Source organism: Micromonospora sp. NPDC049101 (assembly GCF_040648675.1).
GTDB lineage: Bacteria > Actinomycetota > Actinomycetes > Mycobacteriales > Micromonosporaceae > Micromonospora.
The window spans coordinates 118,900-135,381 of record NZ_JBEZED010000017.1 but is presented as its reverse complement, the minus strand read 5'-3'; the positions used below and the strand labels follow the sequence as shown (position 1 = coordinate 135,381).

Annotated in this window: 16 protein-coding genes; 5 read left to right on the top strand and 11 right to left on the bottom strand. The window is 72.9% G+C overall.

From position 1 onward, the window contains the following. Positions 1–378: 378 nt before the first annotated feature. The 7 genes from AB0B57_RS23415 to AB0B57_RS23385 all read right to left on the bottom strand — a co-directional run bounded on the left by AB0B57_RS23415 (position 379) and on the right by AB0B57_RS23385 (position 5,963). Positions 379–1,602 (bottom strand): hypothetical protein, encoded by a 1,224-nt coding sequence (locus AB0B57_RS23415; RefSeq protein ID WP_357073524.1) that lies wholly within the window; start codon positions 1,600–1,602, stop codon positions 379–381. Further along, positions 1,602–2,258, bottom strand: coding sequence for a 4Fe-4S single cluster domain-containing protein (locus AB0B57_RS23410; protein WP_357073521.1), 657 nt, complete (start codon positions 2,256–2,258; stop codon positions 1,602–1,604). The genes AB0B57_RS23415 and AB0B57_RS23410 overlap by 1 nt, the downstream gene beginning before the upstream one ends. Then, the gene (locus AB0B57_RS23405; RefSeq protein ID WP_357073518.1) at positions 2,255–3,301 is read right to left on the bottom strand and encodes a hypothetical protein; all 1,047 of its coding nucleotides are present in this window, start codon (positions 3,299–3,301) and stop codon (positions 2,255–2,257) included. The genes AB0B57_RS23410 and AB0B57_RS23405 overlap by 4 nt, the downstream gene beginning before the upstream one ends. Then, entirely contained in the window at positions 3,298–4,077 is a 780-nt protein-coding gene (locus tag AB0B57_RS23400) for a protein phosphatase 2C domain-containing protein (RefSeq protein ID WP_357073515.1), read from the bottom strand. The genes AB0B57_RS23405 and AB0B57_RS23400 overlap by 4 nt, the downstream gene beginning before the upstream one ends. Beyond that, positions 4,074–4,829, bottom strand: a complete 756-nt coding sequence (locus tag AB0B57_RS23395; protein WP_357073512.1) for a hypothetical protein — start codon at positions 4,827–4,829, stop codon at positions 4,074–4,076. Before AB0B57_RS23395 ends, AB0B57_RS23400 begins: the two co-directional genes overlap by 4 nt. Continuing rightward, on the bottom strand, positions 4,826–5,083 hold the full coding sequence (locus AB0B57_RS23390) for a hypothetical protein (protein ID WP_357073509.1): 258 nt from the start codon (positions 5,081–5,083) through the stop codon (positions 4,826–4,828). Before AB0B57_RS23390 ends, AB0B57_RS23395 begins: the two co-directional genes overlap by 4 nt. Positions 5,084–5,147: 64 nt before the next feature. After that, positions 5,148–5,963: a hypothetical protein gene (locus tag AB0B57_RS23385; RefSeq protein ID WP_357073506.1), complete on the bottom strand. Its 816-nt coding sequence runs from the start codon at positions 5,961–5,963 to the stop codon at positions 5,148–5,150. 679 nt (positions 5,964–6,642) lie between these two features. Between AB0B57_RS23385 and AB0B57_RS23380 the strand changes: the two genes are divergently transcribed. Further along, positions 6,643–7,701 (top strand): hypothetical protein, encoded by a 1,059-nt coding sequence (locus AB0B57_RS23380; RefSeq protein WP_357073503.1) that lies wholly within the window; start codon positions 6,643–6,645, stop codon positions 7,699–7,701. Here AB0B57_RS23380 and AB0B57_RS23375 read toward each other — a convergent pair. Then, positions 7,621–7,878, bottom strand: a complete 258-nt coding sequence (locus AB0B57_RS23375) for a hypothetical protein (RefSeq protein ID WP_357073500.1) — start codon at positions 7,876–7,878, stop codon at positions 7,621–7,623. The genes AB0B57_RS23380 and AB0B57_RS23375 overlap by 81 nt on opposite strands. A 326-nt stretch (positions 7,879–8,204) precedes the next feature. Here AB0B57_RS23375 and AB0B57_RS23370 point away from each other — a divergent pair, with 326 nt between their 5' ends. After that, positions 8,205–8,912 carry a Crp/Fnr family transcriptional regulator gene (locus AB0B57_RS23370; RefSeq protein ID WP_357073497.1) on the top strand — a complete coding sequence of 236 codons (708 nt, stop codon included), beginning with the start codon at positions 8,205–8,207 and terminating at the stop codon, positions 8,910–8,912. A 178-nt stretch (positions 8,913–9,090) separates the two neighbouring features. Here the strand turns inward: AB0B57_RS23370 and AB0B57_RS23365 are convergent, their stop codons facing one another. Beyond that, on the bottom strand, positions 9,091–9,663 hold the full coding sequence (locus AB0B57_RS23365) for a methyltransferase domain-containing protein (protein ID WP_357073494.1): 573 nt from the start codon (positions 9,661–9,663) through the stop codon (positions 9,091–9,093). Positions 9,664–9,665: 2 nt separating this feature from the next. Next, positions 9,666–9,902, bottom strand: a complete 237-nt coding sequence (locus AB0B57_RS23360; protein ID WP_357073491.1) for a 2TM domain-containing protein — start codon at positions 9,900–9,902, stop codon at positions 9,666–9,668. A gap of 142 nt (positions 9,903–10,044) precedes the next feature. On the opposite strand from AB0B57_RS23360, the gene AB0B57_RS23355 reads away from it, so the two are divergent. After that, complete coding sequence (locus AB0B57_RS23355) at positions 10,045–10,842, top strand: alpha/beta hydrolase (protein ID WP_357073488.1); 798 nt, start codon at positions 10,045–10,047, stop codon at positions 10,840–10,842. A gap of 19 nt (positions 10,843–10,861) precedes the next feature. Next, positions 10,862–12,160, top strand: coding sequence for an MFS transporter (locus AB0B57_RS23350; RefSeq protein ID WP_357073485.1), 1,299 nt, complete (start codon positions 10,862–10,864; stop codon positions 12,158–12,160). Positions 12,161–12,230: 70 nt separating this feature from the next. Here AB0B57_RS23350 and AB0B57_RS23345 read toward each other — a convergent pair whose 3' ends face one another. Next, complete coding sequence (locus AB0B57_RS23345) at positions 12,231–12,953, bottom strand: alpha/beta hydrolase (RefSeq protein ID WP_357073482.1); 723 nt, start codon at positions 12,951–12,953, stop codon at positions 12,231–12,233. A gap of 239 nt (positions 12,954–13,192) precedes the next feature. Between AB0B57_RS23345 and AB0B57_RS23340 the strand changes: the two genes are divergently transcribed. Next, positions 13,193–16,396, top strand: a complete 3,204-nt coding sequence (locus tag AB0B57_RS23340) for a BTAD domain-containing putative transcriptional regulator (RefSeq protein ID WP_357073479.1) — start codon at positions 13,193–13,195, stop codon at positions 16,394–16,396. Positions 16,397–16,482: the final 86 nt, after the last annotated feature.

The window sequence follows — 16,482 nt, the reverse complement described above, 5'->3', positions numbered from 1 at the left end:
TCGGCGCGGGCGCGTCCCGCAACGCGGTGGAGAACCGGCTGCGGGCCGTCGCGGCCCGGTCGTTGACGGCGGACGGCTCGGCCGCGGCGGGCCGGCCGACATCCGGCACGACGAGCAGCCGGTGGAACTCCCGCTGGTCCTCCGCGTTGCCGAAGCTGAGCCCGTCGATCGGATCGAAGTAGCCGGTCAGCTGGTAGCCGAAGATCGACAGCAGGCCGGAGACGGCGGTACGCAGCGGGTGGAACGAGCGGTCCCAGCGGACCAGATCACGCACGTTGCCGTGGATGACGACGTGCCGGCCACGGGCGATCTCGGCGGTGACCCGTTCCAGCCAGGCCGCCGCCGGTGGCGCGGTGGGCCGGCCCGGCTGCGCGGTGGTCACGACCGGCTCCGGTCGTCGTGCCCCGGCCGGCGCAACGCCTCCACGGCCGGTGGCCGGGGCTGGCCGGGCTTGCCCTCCCAGTGCAGGCCGTCGGCCGCCACTCCCTGGTCGGCGAGCTCGGTGTGGAAGCGCTCGAGCAGTTCCTCGGTCAGGTCGCAGCGGGAGATCACCCCGTCGACCGTGTTCTCCACGACGATGTCGGAGCCGTCGGTGCGGTACTCCAGCCGGTTGCCGTCGGTGTCCCCCGCGTAGACGGTCATCTCGACGGGTGAGCCGTCGGCGCGTTCGGCAACGAAGACCACGGAGTCGGCGCGCTCCGCGAGGCTGTCCGGCACTACCCGAAGGCCGGCTGCCGGCAGCGCGGCGCTGGCCGCCTCGACGATCAGGGCCATCCGGTCGAGCTGATCGAGTCGCTCGTCGGTCGCCTCGGTCACCGCCTCGACCCGGTCACGCAGGCCGGCGACGCGCCGCTCCCACCTGTCGACGTTGCCGCTGGACGCCTCGTGGCGCAGACCGGTCAGCTCGGCGCGCAGCGCGGATTCCTCGGCCACCTGGACGCCCGCCGCCGCCGCGTCGGCCAGCACGTCGACGAGCTGGGCGGCGAGCTCGTCGGTCTCCGTGGCGAGGCGCAGCAGGTGCGCCTGCCGGTCGCGGACCGTCTCCAGATGGGCGCCGACCGCCTCGCCGAGCCGCTGGTGCAGGTCGGCGAAGCCCCGCGGGTCCCCCGCGCGCCGCCTGGTCTCGTCCACCAGCGAGGCGATGGTCCGGTGGCCCACCGGGTCGAACTGTTGCCCGTCGGCCAGTCCGCGCAGGGGCGCGACGGCCAGTTCCACCGCCCGGCCCTGCTCCTGGCGGGACAGTTCCCGGGACACCGCGACGGTGAGTTCGTCGGCGCGCCGTTCGGCGCCGCGCAACTCCCGGCCGATCCGGCGCAGCCCGGCCTCGTCGGTGGGGCGGCGCAGGTCGACGACCTGGTTTCTCGCAGCGGTCACCTGGGCCTGCTGGGGCAACCCACGCGACATGTCGGCCAGCTCGCCCAGTCGCGCCGTCAGCGTGTCACGGCGTACGTCGGCGGCCCGGATGCCGGCTGCGAGACGACGTTGGCGGTGCTCCTCCCGACGCCGCCGGCGCTCCTCCGCACGCCGTCGCCGGGCGGCCTCGAGCTCGGCACGGCGGGCGTTGTTGAACGCGACTGTGGTGTACATCGGGCTGCCGGACATCATCGGCCTCTCTCGTCGGCGGGGTCGGTGGGCGGGTGCGGTGCGATCTCGACGCCCTGGGCCCGCATGGCGGTCTCGAACCCGGCGCGGAAGTCCGGCACCGGAGGAACGCCGATCCACTGGACGCCGTCGTCGGCCAGCTGCAGCTCGATGCCGGCGGACGTGTCCTGCGCCGCCGGCGCGTGCCGGTCGGTGAGGAAGTGCAGCCGCTGGTTCGTCGACCCGCGCCAGAGCAGGTCGGCGTGGCGGGCGGCGACGTACGGGCCGTCCACCAGGATGTCGAGCTGGCCCAGCAGCCGGAGCTGGTCGGGGTCGTGCTGCCGGCGCAGGTGTTCGATGGTCCACCCGGTGAACGACAGCACCGACCAGTCGCGGTCGGCGCGGATCCGGTCGACGAGCGCGCTGAGCCCGGCCGCCTGGGCCATCGGCTCGCCGCCGGAGAAGGTCACCCCGGTGATGTCGGACGGCAGACCGCCGAGCCATCCGGCCAGGTCGTCGACGGTGCGGGTGACCCCTCCGTCGAAGGGCAGGTCCTCCGGCGCGACGCAGCCGGGACAGCGCAACGGACATCCCCGTACCCAGATCACCGCCCGCAGACCTGGCCCGAGCACGGCGGTCCGGTCGGCGACCCGGCTGATCTCGATGGTCGTGGTCATAGTCGACTCCCGGGAAACGGATCGGGTGCACCGGCGGCCACCATCGCGCACCAGGGGCAGTCGCGGTGCTCGCGCGAGAACACATGAGTCGGCCTGGTGGAACAGTCGACAAGTTGGTCCCGCAGGTACGCCAGCGCGGCGGCCCAGGACTGCGGGCCGGGCCGCACGCCCGGCGCGTCGTACCCGAGGTCGAGGGCCTCGGTGAGGCGGCGACGCAGCACGGCCGGCAGCGCCTGCGGCGGTACCGCGGCGATCGGCGCCCGCACGTCCGCCCCGAGCAGCCGGCAACAGCGCAACCGGACGTTGTCGACCTCCTCCACCGGGCCGGTCGCCTCGGGCCGCACCCCGCCGTACGGGTGGAAGCCGAGGCAGACCAGTTGGGCGGTCAGCACGGCCAACGCCCAGTTGTCACTGGCCACCTCCCGCCGCCGGCTCGAACGACCGAGCTCCTCGGGCGCGGTGTACTCCGGGCGCGAGAACTCGCACGGCAGGTCCTCGCCGGTCTCCCGGTCGTGCAACTGCCAACCGTCGACGTCGATCAGGCAGACGCCGCCGCCGGCCGAGACGAAGATGTTGGCCGGCGCCAGGTCGCCGATCACGTGCCCGCGCGCGTGCACGGACTGCACGAGCCGGGCCAGATCCTCCGCCAGGGTCAGCCACCAGGCCCAGGTGGCGCCGGGCAGCATCCGGGCCCGTACGGCGGGGTTGAACAGCAGCGGCAGGGGCGCGAACCGGGGCGGCGCGAGCCGCGGGGCGGCGTAGCCGAGGAGCCTCCCGTCGTCGCGGCGGTGCACCGCGGCGGTGGGCCAGGCCACCACGGGTCGTCCCGCCCGCACGGTCCACCCGGTCGGCTCGGCGAGCATGACCCGGGTACGGGCGGCCAACTCCTCCGGGTCCGCGCGGTGCAGGATCTTCGCCACGGTGTCCGGCCGTTGTCGCAGCCGGAAGACCTGCCCCTGGGAGCCGACCGAGCCGATCGGCGTGTCGAGGGTGTCGGCCGCCCGGTCGCCGTCCGGGCCGGTCAGCCACACGTCGACGCTCATCGGGGCACCGCCAGCAGGAGGGTCCGGTCGTCGTCGGTGAGGGCGCCGACCCGCCTGCCGTTGAGCAGCCGGACGAGCGCCGACGGGTCGGTGTCGGCGGCCTCGACGAGCGTGAACAGCTGCGCGAAGGCCGCCGCGCCAGGCTCGCGGGGCCGGCTGCCGTCGTACTCGACGAGGAGGCTGTCGAGGCCGTCGGTGCACACGGCGAGCCCGGTGAGATCGGGCAGTCGGGCGACGAGCCGACGGGCCTGCCTCCCGGCGCGGACGTTGGGCAGGAGCGTCGTCGCGCCGGGCTGCCGGTCGGCGCCGCCCGGCGGGGCCAGCAGCAGGTCGAGGGTGCCGTCGGCGGCCCGGACCACCACGAGGCCGTCGCCCACCGCGAGCACGGCGACCCACGGCGGGCGGGCGACCACGACTGTCACAGTGGTGGCCAGGTCCTCCGGCTCGATTCCACCGACGGCTCGGGCCACCGCTCGCGCCGCACGGCGGAACCGGCGGAACAGCCGGTCCCCCACCACGTCGAGCCACCCGGACCAGGCGGCGGCGCAGGTCGGTGGCCGGTCGCGCAGGAGCGGGACGAGCATCTCCACGGCCAGGGTGACGACGAGGGACGCGCCGGTCGCGGCGCAGCGGCGGCTGCCCGCACCGTCGGCCGTCACCAGCAGCAGGGTGCCGTCGACCTCGTGGACCGCGTAGGCGTCCTGGCCGCTGACCCCGGCCCGGACGTGCGCCCCGCCCGCCGCGCTGCCGCCGAGGATCGACCATCGCGCCGTCATGAGAGGTCGTACCCGTACACCTGGCTCCGCACCCGCTCGAAGTCGACGTGGTCGGAGGTGGCCACCAGGATCAGGTCGAGCAGCTTGCGCAGGTCGAGGTCGTCCAGGGGAAAGTAGCCGCTCGGGGTGGCGAGGGCCCGCATCACCTCGTCGTCCACCCCGGGCACGCCGAACGCGAACAGTTGCAACCGCCCCGTCGACCGCCACTGCTCCAACCGTCGGGCGAGCGGCCGCCAGTCGTCGCTGGGGTTGCCCTCCTCGTCGGTGGGGGTGCCGTCGCTGACCAGGATCAGTCGGGGCCCGCCGGTCTGCTGGGCGTGCGCCGTCTGGACGTGCTGGCGACGCTGCTCGACGAGGGTGAGCGCCAGGTCCACCGCCGCCACCATCGGCGTGGCGCCGCCCGCGACCAGGGTCGGCAGCTCCAGCCGCGCCGCCGGCACGAACGCGCCGTCGTCCTCGGCCGATGGCGTCCCGTTGCCGGAGACCACGCTCACCCCGCCCGCGCCGAACGTGACCACCAGGAACTCGACGTCGCGCAGGGAGCCGCGCCCTTCCGCGCGCACGGCGGGCAGCCACCGCGCCAGTTCCTGGTTGAGCGCGTCGATCGCGCGTACGCCGTTGCTCTGGGTGGCCGCCATCGACCAGGAGGTGTCGATCAGGAGCGCCACGAAGCGCCGCCGGTGGGTGTCGGTGATGAAGGCGACCTCGTCCGGCTCGTCGGTGTCCTCCTCGAACAGGGCAAAGGGGTTCATGCTCCGACCACCGCCTCGGCCAGCCAGCGCTCGCCCGGGTCGGGCCGCCGTCGGACGCGCGCGCCGGCCGCCGGCGGTGGCCCGTCGCCGACCCACCAGGCCGCGACGATGACCCCGTCGGCCTCGACGAGCCCCCGCGGCCGCAACGTCGCATGCACAGTGCCCAGTTCCGGACCGGGTCGCGGCGCATCACGCCGGACCAGGTGCCGGGCCCCGAACTCGCCGGCCCGAAGCCGGGCGGAGAAACTCGCCACGTTCTGATCTGACGGACGGCCTCCGAACGGGCCCGCCGCGACGCGCGAGCCACGGCCGTACGAGTCAGGTGCGCGGATCATCGGCGAAGGTCCACGCGATCCCGTACGCGTAGCCCTGCTGCAACCCGTCGAAGACCGCCGTCACCTCGCCGACGGTGTCCGGGTGCAGCCGGTCCGGGCCCGGCGTCCGGTCGTCCACCGCACGGGGCGGGACACCGTCGAGCCGCCAGGCCGTCGCCGGCCCGGAGTCGGCCGGGAACCGCAGTCGGACGGTGCAGTGCGCGCACGGCGTCAGCGGTTGGAAGACGTAGTGCTCCCGCATCGGTTGCCCCTCGGGCAACCGGTAGTGCAGGCAGAGGTCGTGCCGCTCGCCCGGCTCCAGCGTCCTCGGCAGGGCGAGGGTGAGCCGGAAGCACTGGTCCGAGATGTGCCGGGTCAGCGCCCGGATCCGGGCGCCGAACAGCACGTCGGCGTGCACGCCGTGCTCCGGACCGACGTCGTCGGGTTGGCGCGGCAGGCTGAACTGCACGGTCAGCTCGTCGATCGGGCGGGTGGCCACGACGCTGCGCGCCTCGTAGAGCTCCGGTGTCGGCGTGTCGAGCCGGAGCAGCGCGTTCACCGCGCGCAGGTGCCAGCCGGGGCCGGTGTCGGTCGCGCTGGCCGGGGTCTCCGGTACGGCGGCGCGGACCAGCCGGGCCACCGCCTCGTCGATCCGGCGACGGGCCGTGCGTTGTTGGACCGACAGCTCACGGGCGAGTTGGTCGGTGCGGCGGTCCAGCCGGAGATAGGCATGGGTGGGATCGAGGGCGTACGCGAGCACGACGGCCCGGCGCAGGTCACCGGGCATGTCGGCGGAGAGGGCGAGCAGAGTGCCGCGCACCTTCGCCCGTACCGCCGATTCCGACTCGGCCGGCGAGACGCCGCAGAGGTCGGCCAGCCGCGGCCCCAGCCGACGGTGCAGCGGGCTGCTCTGCAGGCCGGGACCCCGGCGAAGGCTCAGCAGCTCCTGCCGGAGCCCGTCGGAGGGATCGGTTTCGTTCCCGGGAGACAGGGCCCTCTCCTCTTCTGTGGATGGTCCGTCAGGACCGTGCGGAGGTTACCGGCACTCCAGCGGGCCCGTGGTCCTGTCGTGCGCCGAGTATCCCGTCCACGGCCATTATCTGGCCAGGAAAAGGGCCATTTTCTGGCCAGTGTCGATGCCCCCTGCCCACGAGGATGGACGCGTCACGTCGCCGTCTCAGCGAACGAGGGATCGATCCGCGCCATGCGGGTGAAGACAGTGGATGGTCATAGCACACTTCGGCCCAGGTGCCGAGCCGCCGATCGGCCGGGCTGCGAACGGGGGTCGGTCGCCCTGACGGCCGTGCCGGGGTCGACGGGAGGGCCGGCACGGCTCGCCGGATTCGCCAGCGATGCACGACGAACCGCTTCTTCGACGAGCGAGGGCTCGCCATCGCCGCCTACTCGCCACATTGTGGTTGGTAAGTGCCGGATTCTTTTCCGGCGCAATGTGCAAGTCGCCGGCGACGTGACTCATTTCGCATTCTGGAGGGGGCGTCATGACGATCGCGGATGATCCGACCGTGCGACGCTCTCCGGTTCGCACGGCTGGGGAGCACTGCGCCCGTGCCGCCGTGGACGACCTGCGCGACCTGGCCCGTCGCGGCGAGTTGTCGACGGTGGTCGCGTCCGCGACGCCCGAGGTCCACGCCCGGCTCAGCGGAGCCGCGTACGCGATCGTCTGGCCGATCGTCTTCGCCCGGGTGACCCGTCCGATGGAACGCCGGCGGGGGCACTGGGTCTGCGCCACCTCGGTGCAGCGACTCGCCGACGACTGCCTCGACCGACACCACGACGACGTCGAGGCCGTCGTGTCCGACCTGCTCACCAACGCCAAGGTGCCGATCGTCGACGTCGAGCGGTGGCTGTCGGCGCGGCTCACCGCGGCCACCGTGGACGGTCACCGCCGTCGGCGCGGCAGTCGGGGCGCGTTGCAACGCCCCCGGGTACCGGCCTGGCTCGCCGCGGAACTCGACGGTGATCCCTGGCTGACCGAGCTGGCCGTGCACATCCTCACCTGGGTCGGCGTTCCCACCACCGCCGGGACGCAGCTGTGGCCGCTGGACAGCTGGGCGCAGCGGCGGGAGGCCGCCACCGGGGACCTGGCCGGCAGCGACAGCCCGCTGCTGTCGCTGGACATCGAGCGGGTGCTCGCCGCGATGCGGCGGCGGCCCCGGTGGTACGCGGACTACGTGGAGCGGCCGCTCGGCCACAAGTGCGCCCCCGTGCTCGCCGTCTCCGACGACGGGGTGGCCGGCCCCCGACCACTTGTCGTGATCGATGCACACGAGCGGGACGAGGGGCGGCTCGCCGATCTCGCCGCCGCCGCCGTCGAGCTGATCGGTCATCGTCTTCGCGACGGCGCGGACCCGGCCGACGCGGTGGTGGAGGTGCTCGGCGTGGTCTTCGGCGCCGGCACCGGAAGTGAGCGGATGGACCGTACGCCAGACGATGTGCCGGCCCCGGAGGAGCGGCTGTCAGTCCTGCTCGCCGACGACCGGACGGTTCGCCGGATCGTCGACGAGGTGCTGCGGATCGTCGCCGACGGCGGCGCGTGACCACATCTCCCGCACCTGGTCAGCGGTGGCGTCCGCGAGGGTGGCCGGGTTCGCTCCGGCCGCGAGGGTGGCCCGCCACGCCGCGCCGAACTCTCGTTCGAAGAGCCGCAGGAGGCGGGCCCGTTGCTCGGACGAGAGTTCCCCGGGCGGCTCTCCGGCCGGCGGCGGCGTGCTCATGGCCCGGCCACCACCCAGCGGGTGTCGGTCGACGGGTGACAGGTAGCCATATCCCCTCCGATCCGTGCCGCACCGCCCTGCGGGTCATCTGTCACACATCTGACGGACCGGCGGGCGGATCGCCGGCCCAGCGGGGTGCGTGCCCGCTGGGCCGGCGATTCACCATTCGAAGGGAGCGGTACGACTGTCAGCGATGGGATTCCACGGCAACTCCCCTCGTCAGGTAACGCATCCGGTCCTCTGCGGGTATTGCATCCCGGCCCGACGAGCGGTATTCCGGGGAAGGACGGGTTCTCGCCCGGTTCCACCCCCAAGGAGGCCCGGTCATGTCTGCCGTACCGCTGGACGTCGACGCGGTCTGGGCGGAGGGGTCGTTCCTGGACCGGATCACTCCCGCCGACCGCACGGAGCTGCTGGCGCTCGGCGTGACCCGTACGGTCTCGCCCGGCCGACGCCTGCTGACCGAAGGAGCGCGGGACACCCACGTCGAGGTGATCCGGCGCGGCTTTGTCAAGATCACGACGAGCGCGGACGGCGCGGACCGGCTGCTGGCGATCCGCCTGCCTGGCGATCTCGTGGGAGAGTTCGCCGCGATCAGCGGTCAGGGTCGCTCCGCGACCGTGACGACCTGCGGGGAGGTGGTCTGCACCGTCATCCGGCAGGCCGATTTCCTCCGCTTCCTCGACCGCCGCTCGGCGGTGGCCGCGCAGGTCGCCGCGACGGTCGGCCAGCGCCTGCGCTGGGCCAACGATCGCCGGGCCGACTTCGCCGCCTTTCCGGTGCACGTACGGTTGGCCCGGGTGCTCGCCGAGATCGCGGCGAGCTGCGGCTGGACCAACGACGACGAGCTGGTCATCGGTGTCGAGCTCAACCAGGCGGAGCTTGCCACCCTGGTCGGCGCGGCGACGGACACCACCCAGCGGGCGCTGCGCACGCTCCGCGCGCAACGGCTGATCCGCACCGGGTACCGCCGGATCGCGGTGCTCGACCTGGCCGGTCTGCGCGCGCTCGCCGCCCACGGCGAGCCGCGGTGACGCCGACCGGTCGCCCGAGGCGTGTCGCGGCCGTCGACAGCGTCGACGCGACGACCCGACCCCACCCGCGGCGCGGTGCGACCGCGGGCAGGCCGGCCGCGCCCTACCGGCCGCGGTCCGGACGCGGTCGACGCCAGCACGGCCTCAGGTGGGCGGTAGGGCTCCCTTCAGCAAGCCGTCACTGCGGGCGACGGCAGTAGTACACGAGCGCGGGCGGCAGGTTCGCCCACTCCGTCCGGCTGATGACGACCTCGTCGAACATCGCCCGCGCGGATCGCAGTAGACGCCGCGCGGGCGCCGTCCACCGGGTGTGCACGTACGCGAACGTGGTGAACACGCCGTGCGGTGGCAGCGTGGCGACCACCGAGTCCAGCACGTCGCGCTGGTGGTGCTCCGCGAAGGCCGCCCACGGAAGGCCGCTGACCACGACATCGGCCTGACTGAGCCCGCGCCCCGCGAGCACCCCGGCGAGGTCTGTCGCGTCCGCCCGCACCACGTCGACCGCCGGGTGCAAAGCGGCAAGTCGCCGCGCGAACCGTGGGTTGACCTCGACCGCGATGTGCCGGCCGCGTCCTGCGAGGCGCTGCTGGATGGCGGCGGTGAAGGCACCCGTGCCGGGCCCGAGTTCCACGACGACCGGGGACCCGGTTCGAGGGACCGCCGCCGTGGCCACCCGGGCCAGCGCCGTGCTGCTGGGCGCGATCGCGCCGACCGTACGGGGATCGCGGACGAACTCCAGGAGGAACGACACCGTCAGCGCCCCGGGTGGGGCTGCCCCGCGCGGTGCGATCCGGCCAGGAATCTTCTTGTCGCCCAGACGTGGAATGCCAGCCCGACACCCCAGCCAAGGATCGACCACACCGGCCAGAAGAAATGGTCGGGCGTGGCGAACCACCACACCACGATCTGGGCCGGATTGGCGATTACGTAACTGAGAACGTGGAGCCGCAGGCCCAACATCATGGCCGCTTCGCTCTTCATCGACGTCATGATCGCAGATTAGGTCGACGGACTTGACGAAGACGGAATTGGTCGATGACCGGCCGGCGGCATCGTTCAGTGCTCGTCAAGTAATGCGATCTAGGTTGAGCCGGAATCACGACCGAGAACGATTATCGAAAGGTCTACTTCAATGACGACAACTCGTCGATCGTTGCTTGCCGGTTCCGTTGCCGCCGCGACCGGCGCCGTGCTCGGGGCGCCCGCCGCGCAGGCCCACCCCCGGCCCGGTAACCAGCCCAAGCCCACTGTGGTCCTCGTGCACGGCGCCTTCGCCGACGCGTCCGGCTGGAACGACGTCGCCACCCGACTCATCCGCGAGGGCTACCCGGTCCTCGCACCGGCGAACCCGCTGCGCGGCGTCGCCGCCGACTCCGCCTACCTGGCCAGCGTCCTCGCCACCCTGGGTGGCCCGATCGTCCTCGCCGCGCACTCCTACGGCGGAATCGTCACCACGAACGCCGCGGCCGGCAACCCCAACGTGAAGGCCCTGGTCTACGTGGCCGCGTTCGCGCCCGATCAGGGCGAGACGCTGCTGGGTCTCCAGACGACATACCCGGGGAGCAGGCTCAGCGAGGCGGCACTCGACTTCCGGCCGTACGCGGAGGGCCTCGTCGACGGCTACATCAAGCGGGAGTTCTTCCGGGAGGTGTTCGCGGGTGACGTGCCGAAGACGACCACCGAGCTGATGTGGGCCGGGCAGCGGCCGGCCGACCTACGCGCCCTCGGGGAGTCCTCCGGCGCCCCCGCGTGGAAGACCATCCCGTCCTGGTATCTCGTCGCGCGCAACGACCAGGTGCTGCCGGCCGCGGCACAGCGGTTCATGGCGCGGCGGGCCGGTGCGCAGGTCCGGGAGGTTGGCGCGTCGCACGTCGCCATGATCTCGCAACCCGCCGTCACGGCCGACCTCATCAAGCGCGCCGCGCGCTGACGCGACGCGGTCCGACACCATGCACCAGCACGCGTACGAAGGCCAGTGCGCCGCCGAGGAGAGTCGGCGCGCATCCACGAAGCCACCGATCAGATATCCGAAGCTGACGTTGCTCGCGTTGGCACTGGGCACCTTCGCGATCGGCACCGGCGAGTTCGGCAGCAACGGCATCATCCAGCTCTTCGCGTCCGATCTGGACGTGTCCATTCCCGTCGCGACGTACGCGATCACCGCGTACGCCATCGGGGTGGTGCTCGGCTCCCCGGCGATCATCCTGCTCGCCGCCCGGGCCAACCGGCGCACCCTGCTGATCGGCCTGATCGTGCTGTTCCTGGTCGGCAACGGGCTCTCCGCGCTGGCACCGAACATCACGCTGCTCGTCCTCTTCCGATTCGTCGCCGGCAGCGTGCAGGGCGCCTTCTTCGGTGCGGGAGCCGTCGTCGCCGCCTACGTGTACGGGCCGGGCCGGGGCGGCAAGGCATTCGCCACCGTGATGGGCGGCCTCACCGTCGCCACCATCGCCGGGTCCCCGCTGGGCACCCTCATCGGTCAGAGCGCGGGCTGGCGCGTCATGTACTGGACGGTCGTCGCCGTCGGTGCGCTCGCCGGTGTCGCCCTGGTCGCCTGGCTACCGCGAACCGACGACCTACGCGGCAGTTCGGTCGCGAACGAGCTGAGAGCGCTGCGTCGGGGCAACGTCTGGCTGATGGTCGCCGTCGCGGCGCTCGGCATCTCCAGCATTTTCGCCGTCTACACGTTCATCGGCCCGTTCGTCACTGACGCCGCACGGCGGGACGCCTCGCTCATCCCGCTCGCGCTCGCCGTCTTCGGCCTCGGCATGGCGGTCGGCAACCACCTCGGTGGCCGGGTCGCCGACCGGCACGAAAACCGCGGTCTGATCTGGGGTTACGGCGCCGTGCTGGGGCTCCTCGTGCTGATCGGGTTGGCCGGCGGCAACCTGGCGGTTCTGCTGCCGTGCCTGTTCGGCGTCGGCGCGACAATGATGTACGCGATCCCCACCATCCAGGTGCGACTGACCGGCTTCGCACCCGACGCCCCGACGCTGATGGGTGCCCTCAACCTGGCGGCCCTCAACCTGGCCAACTCTCTCGGCGCGATCGGCGGAGCGGTCACCCTCGACGCCGGCTGGGGAACCCTGTCCACCGTGTGGGCCGGTTTCGTCCTCACCACCGCCGGCCTGCTCCTGTACGTCGTGGCCGTCGTCCGACGCGCGCCGGATCCCCCGATCGACCTGGCTCGGCCACGACCTCGGCAGACGATCGGGTCCGGCTCGACGGGACCTGGCGGATCCGGGTGAGCGACGGCGCGGCCCGGGGCAGCTCGTGGAGAGACTGTCCCGGGCCGTCGCCCCGGCGGGGCCGCTGTGGTCAGCGTGCGGTCTCGTGCGCCGCCTGCTCGATCAGGGCCACCGCGGTCTCCGGGTGCGAGACGAACACCAGGTGCGAGGCGCCGTCGACCACTCGCACCGTGGCCCCCGCCCGCTTGGCCATGAACTCCTGCGTCTCCGGCGGGATGATCAGATCGGCGCCACTGATCAGGGTGAAGGCCGGGATCGTGGCCCACGCCTGCGGTCCGGCCGCGGGCTCGCCGAATGCCGCCGCGGCGGCCGGGCGCTGTGCGATCGCGTACACCGCCGCGTCCTCGGCGGGCACGTCGGCCGCGAAGCGGGAATGGTAGACCGCCGGGTCGATGTACAGGTCGACCTGGCCGTCCGTCAGCGGCACCGCCTTCAGCGACTCGTTCACCGTGCTCCCCGGGAACCTGACGACCAACTCCCCGACCGCCTCACCGGTGTCCGGGACGAACGCCGCCAGGTAGACGAGCGCCCGCACCTGGTCGCTGCCAGCCGCGGCGGTGGAGATGACGGCGCCGCCATAGGAGTGGCCCACCAACACGACCGGCCCCTCGACGCTGCCCAGCAACGCCCGGACGGTGGCCGCGTCGGAGGCGACGCCGCGCAGCGGGTTCGGGGCGGCGAGCACCGGGTACCCGTCGGCCAGCAGCCGCCGGACGACCGCGTCGAAGCCGCTGCTGTCCGCGAACGCGCCGTGTACGAGAACGATCGTCGGCTTGTCTTCCCCACCCACCATGGCATTCCCCTTCGTTGATCCCTCGTGCTGTCGCGTTCGACCGTAGGCACCGGGCGTGGACAGCGACTGAACGCGCCGATCATGGGGGCCGCCGGGCCGTCCAGCGCCCGTCAAGTCGACCCCGGCGAATGGCGGGGACGACGTGTGGGCACGGTAGAATCCGCGTGGTCCACGTACGTCGTGCAGGTGGGCGCAGGCGACGGTCGAGTCATGTCCATTCGGGGTCGGGAAGCGTGGCGGTGTCAGTCCATTCCATCCCGCCCGGCGGCGCGGAGGTGCCGACTCGCGGGTCCTCGGTGCGTCTGCAGATCCTCGGCCCGCTCCGGTTCTGGCGCGACGGCTTCGAGCTGAATGCCGGGCCCCGGCAACAGGCCTACCTCCTGGCTCTGCTGCTGGCCCGCGCCGGCAGGCTGACCAGCACGAACGAGCTGATCGACCTGGTCTGGGGCGATGACGCCCCCGCCAGCGCCCTCAACGTCATCCAGAAGTACGTGGGCGCGCTACGACGCCTCCTCGAACCCCAGCTTCCCGCTCGTGGCACCGGTTCGTTCCTGCACCGTCGCGGCAATGGCTATCTGTTCGCCCCTGCTCCCGGCACCTTGGACCTGGCCGATTTTCGTCAGCTCGTCGACGCGGGCAGGGCCGCGCTGGCGCAGCACCACCACCAGGCCGCTCTCGATCACTACGTCGCGGCGCTCGACCTCTGGCGTGGTCCCGCCGGCGGCGGCATCGTCGCCGGGACAGGCGCGACGGCGGTCTTCGCCGCACTCGACGACGAGTTCCACGACGCGTGCGCGGCAGCGGCCGAACACGCGGTGGCGCTGGGCCAACCGGAGCGGGTGCTTCCCGCGCTGCGACTCGCGGCATCGATGGCACCGTTCCACGAGCCCGTGCAGGCCGCGCTCATCGCAGTCCTCGGTGCCGCCGGACGCCAGGCGGAGGCGCTGACGATCTTCCAGACCGTCCGCGGACGACTCGCCGACGAACTCGGCATCGACCCGGGCCAGGCACTGGACGACGCACACCGGCGGGTCCTGACGCAGCTACCGGCACCGCGGCCCCCCGTCGGCACCGGCGGCGAGGCGGGGGCGACCACGGCACCCGACCTGGTCGGCCGGACCGAGGAGCTCGCCGTGCTGCGGCGCACCGTCGACGGTGCGGTCACCGGCGGCACGGCGATCGGCATCATCGAGGGAGAACCGGGCGTCGGCAAGACCCGCCTGTTGGAAGAGGCCGCGGCCATGGCGGACCAGCTCGGCGTCCTTGTCGTCTGGGGCCGCTGCCTGGAGGGCGACGGCACACCGTCGATGTGGCCCTGGGAACAGGCGCTGGGCACTCTCGTCGACCAGCTACCCGCACCGGACCGGAGTCAGTGGCTCGCCAGCGAGTTGGGCGGCCTTCTCGGGCGCGGGGACGGCGCCAGCCGGGCGGTTCCCGACAGCTTTGCCCAGTTCCGACTCTTCGAACAGGTCGTCGCCCTCGTCCGAGAGTCCTCGGCGGCACGCCCGACGCTGCTGATACTCGACGACCTCCAGTGGGCCGACGGCGCCTCCCGGCAGTTGTTCGGTCATCTGACCAGCCGGCTGCCGCACCGCACCGCCATCATCGGCGCTCTTCGTGACCGGGCGCCGGTGCTCGACTCGGGCCTCTCCCAGGTTCTCGCCGCGGTCAGCCGGCTACCCGGGCACCGCAGGTTCCGGCTCGGCCCGCTCGGTCTGGCCGACGTCGCCGCACTCGTCCGCCACGAGGCCGGCCACCGCCTCGACGACGCCGTCGCCCGTACCATCCACGCCCGTACCGCCGGTAACCCGTTCTTCGTCCGGGAGCTGTCCCGGCTGCTCAGCGAGGGCGGCGCGCTCGACGACGGCGCCGCACCCGCCGGGGTTCCGTCCACCGTGCGCGACGTCGTCCGGGACCGGATGGCCGGGCTCGACGACCGCGCCCGTGACCTGCTGCACGTCGCCGCGCTCATCGGCCGCGACATCGACGTGCGACTGCTCTCCCGCGCCGCCGACGTGGACATCGCGGACTGTCTCGAACGCCTCGAGCCGCTGCACGCCCTCGGGCTGCTCGAACCGGGGCCGGACGATCCGTCGTCGCTGCGCTTCGCCCACGACCTGGTGCGGGAGTCGGTCTCCGAGACCACGACGAAACAACAGATCATCCGGTTGCACCTGCGCGTCGCGGACGCGCTCGAACGGACCCACGGCGACGACGAGGACGTCGCCGAACGGCTCGCGTTCCACCTGTGGGCCGCCGGTCCCCTCGCCGAGCCGGTCCGCACCGCGCAGGCGTTGACGCGCGCCGGGCGCCGCGCGGCGTCCAAGCTCGCCTTCGAGTCCGCCAACCGGCAACTGCGCTTCGCCGTCCAGGTCACCCGGGCCGCTGGCCTGATGGAGCTGGAGTTGTCCGCGCTCACGCTGCTCGCCATCGTCGTGCGGCGGCAGTCGGGGTATGACGCGTCGACGTTCGACCTGCTGGAGCGTGGCGAGTACCTCGCCCGTGTCCTGGGCCGGGAGGCGGAGGCCGCGGACTTCCTCTTCATCCGCCTGATGGGCGCGTACACCTGCATCGAGAAGGGCCGCGACAGGTTGGCCCGCCGCATGCACGAGCACGGTCAGGCCTCCTCCGATCCGATCATCCGCCGCTACGGGCGGCAGGCCTGGGGCCTGCACCAGTGGGACATCGGCCACATCGACGCGGCCTACCGGGCGTTCACCACCGAGGAGCGCACCTCTCCCGGCGGTGCCGTCGCACCGGACGAGGAGACGCCGCTTCGGCGGGACGGCAGCATCCCGGGGGAAGGGCCCGGATGGCGGGCCGTGATGACCGCGCTGCGCGGCGACGTCGACACCGCGCTGGCGTTCGTCGACACCTGGGACGTGCCGGGTGATCCGTACGCGGCCTCGGTGTGGGTCTACTACACCACCATGATCGCGTCCATGGCCGGAGACGCGGCCCTGGCACGACGAGCTGGTGAACGGTGGGTCTCTGCCGGCCTCGGCCGCCTCGGTTCCCAGATCGACCACTACATCCGGCAAAGTTGGTGCTGGGCCCGCGCCCTCACCGGCGACGACCCGGCCGGGGCCGCGGCCGAGGCCGAGGAGCTACTGGTCGCCCACCTGCTCGACCCACCACAGTGGGGTGTCGCCTTCCACCACGCGCTGATCGCCGAGATGTGGCTGGCGGCCGACATGCCCGAGCAAGCCGACGCCGCCCTCGACCGGGCGGACCAGGCCATCTGGGACTACGGCCAGCGTTACGCCGAAGGGCTGCTCCTGCTGCTCAGGGCGCGACTGCTACAGGCACGCGGGGAGCACCTCGCCGCGGTCCGGGCGGCAGACGAGGCACACGCCCGATGCACCGCGTCCGGAGCCCATCTCTTCGCGCGCCGCGCCGAACGATTCCTCGCCGAACGCGGCGAGGGTCTGCCCGGGCGCTGACGCCGCCCCACACGCCGCCGCCGGACGGCTCGGCAGACGGTGGCGTCCAGTCCCTGTTCCGTGCCTGTTCCGTGCCTCTGCCTAGC

What these genes read in the sequence shown, in the direction of transcription:
- AB0B57_RS23415 (WP_357073524.1), bottom strand. Translation starts at nt 1,602, where the DNA reads ATGTCCGGCAGCCCGATGTACACCACAGTCGCGTTCAACAACGCCCGC.
- AB0B57_RS23410 (WP_357073521.1), bottom strand. Translation starts at nt 2,258, where the DNA reads ATGACCACGACCATCGAGATCAGCCGGGTCGCCGACCGGACCGCCGTG.
- AB0B57_RS23405 (WP_357073518.1), bottom strand. Translation starts at nt 3,301, where the DNA reads ATGAGCGTCGACGTGTGGCTGACCGGCCCGGACGGCGACCGGGCGGCC.
- AB0B57_RS23400 (WP_357073515.1), bottom strand. Translation starts at nt 4,077, where the DNA reads ATGACGGCGCGATGGTCGATCCTCGGCGGCAGCGCGGCGGGCGGGGCG.
- AB0B57_RS23395 (WP_357073512.1), bottom strand. Translation starts at nt 4,829, where the DNA reads ATGAACCCCTTTGCCCTGTTCGAGGAGGACACCGACGAGCCGGACGAG.
- AB0B57_RS23380 (WP_357073503.1), top strand. Translation starts at nt 6,643, where the DNA reads ATGACGATCGCGGATGATCCGACCGTGCGACGCTCTCCGGTTCGCACG.
- AB0B57_RS23375 (WP_357073500.1), bottom strand. Translation starts at nt 7,878, where the DNA reads ATGAGCACGCCGCCGCCGGCCGGAGAGCCGCCCGGGGAACTCTCGTCC.
- AB0B57_RS23370 (WP_357073497.1), top strand. Translation starts at nt 8,205, where the DNA reads ATGTCTGCCGTACCGCTGGACGTCGACGCGGTCTGGGCGGAGGGGTCG.
- AB0B57_RS23360 (WP_357073491.1), bottom strand. Translation starts at nt 9,902, where the DNA reads ATGACGTCGATGAAGAGCGAAGCGGCCATGATGTTGGGCCTGCGGCTC.
- AB0B57_RS23355 (WP_357073488.1), top strand. Translation starts at nt 10,045, where the DNA reads ATGACGACAACTCGTCGATCGTTGCTTGCCGGTTCCGTTGCCGCCGCG.
- AB0B57_RS23350 (WP_357073485.1), top strand. Translation starts at nt 10,862, where the DNA reads ATGCACCAGCACGCGTACGAAGGCCAGTGCGCCGCCGAGGAGAGTCGG.
- AB0B57_RS23345 (WP_357073482.1), bottom strand. Translation starts at nt 12,953, where the DNA reads ATGGTGGGTGGGGAAGACAAGCCGACGATCGTTCTCGTACACGGCGCG.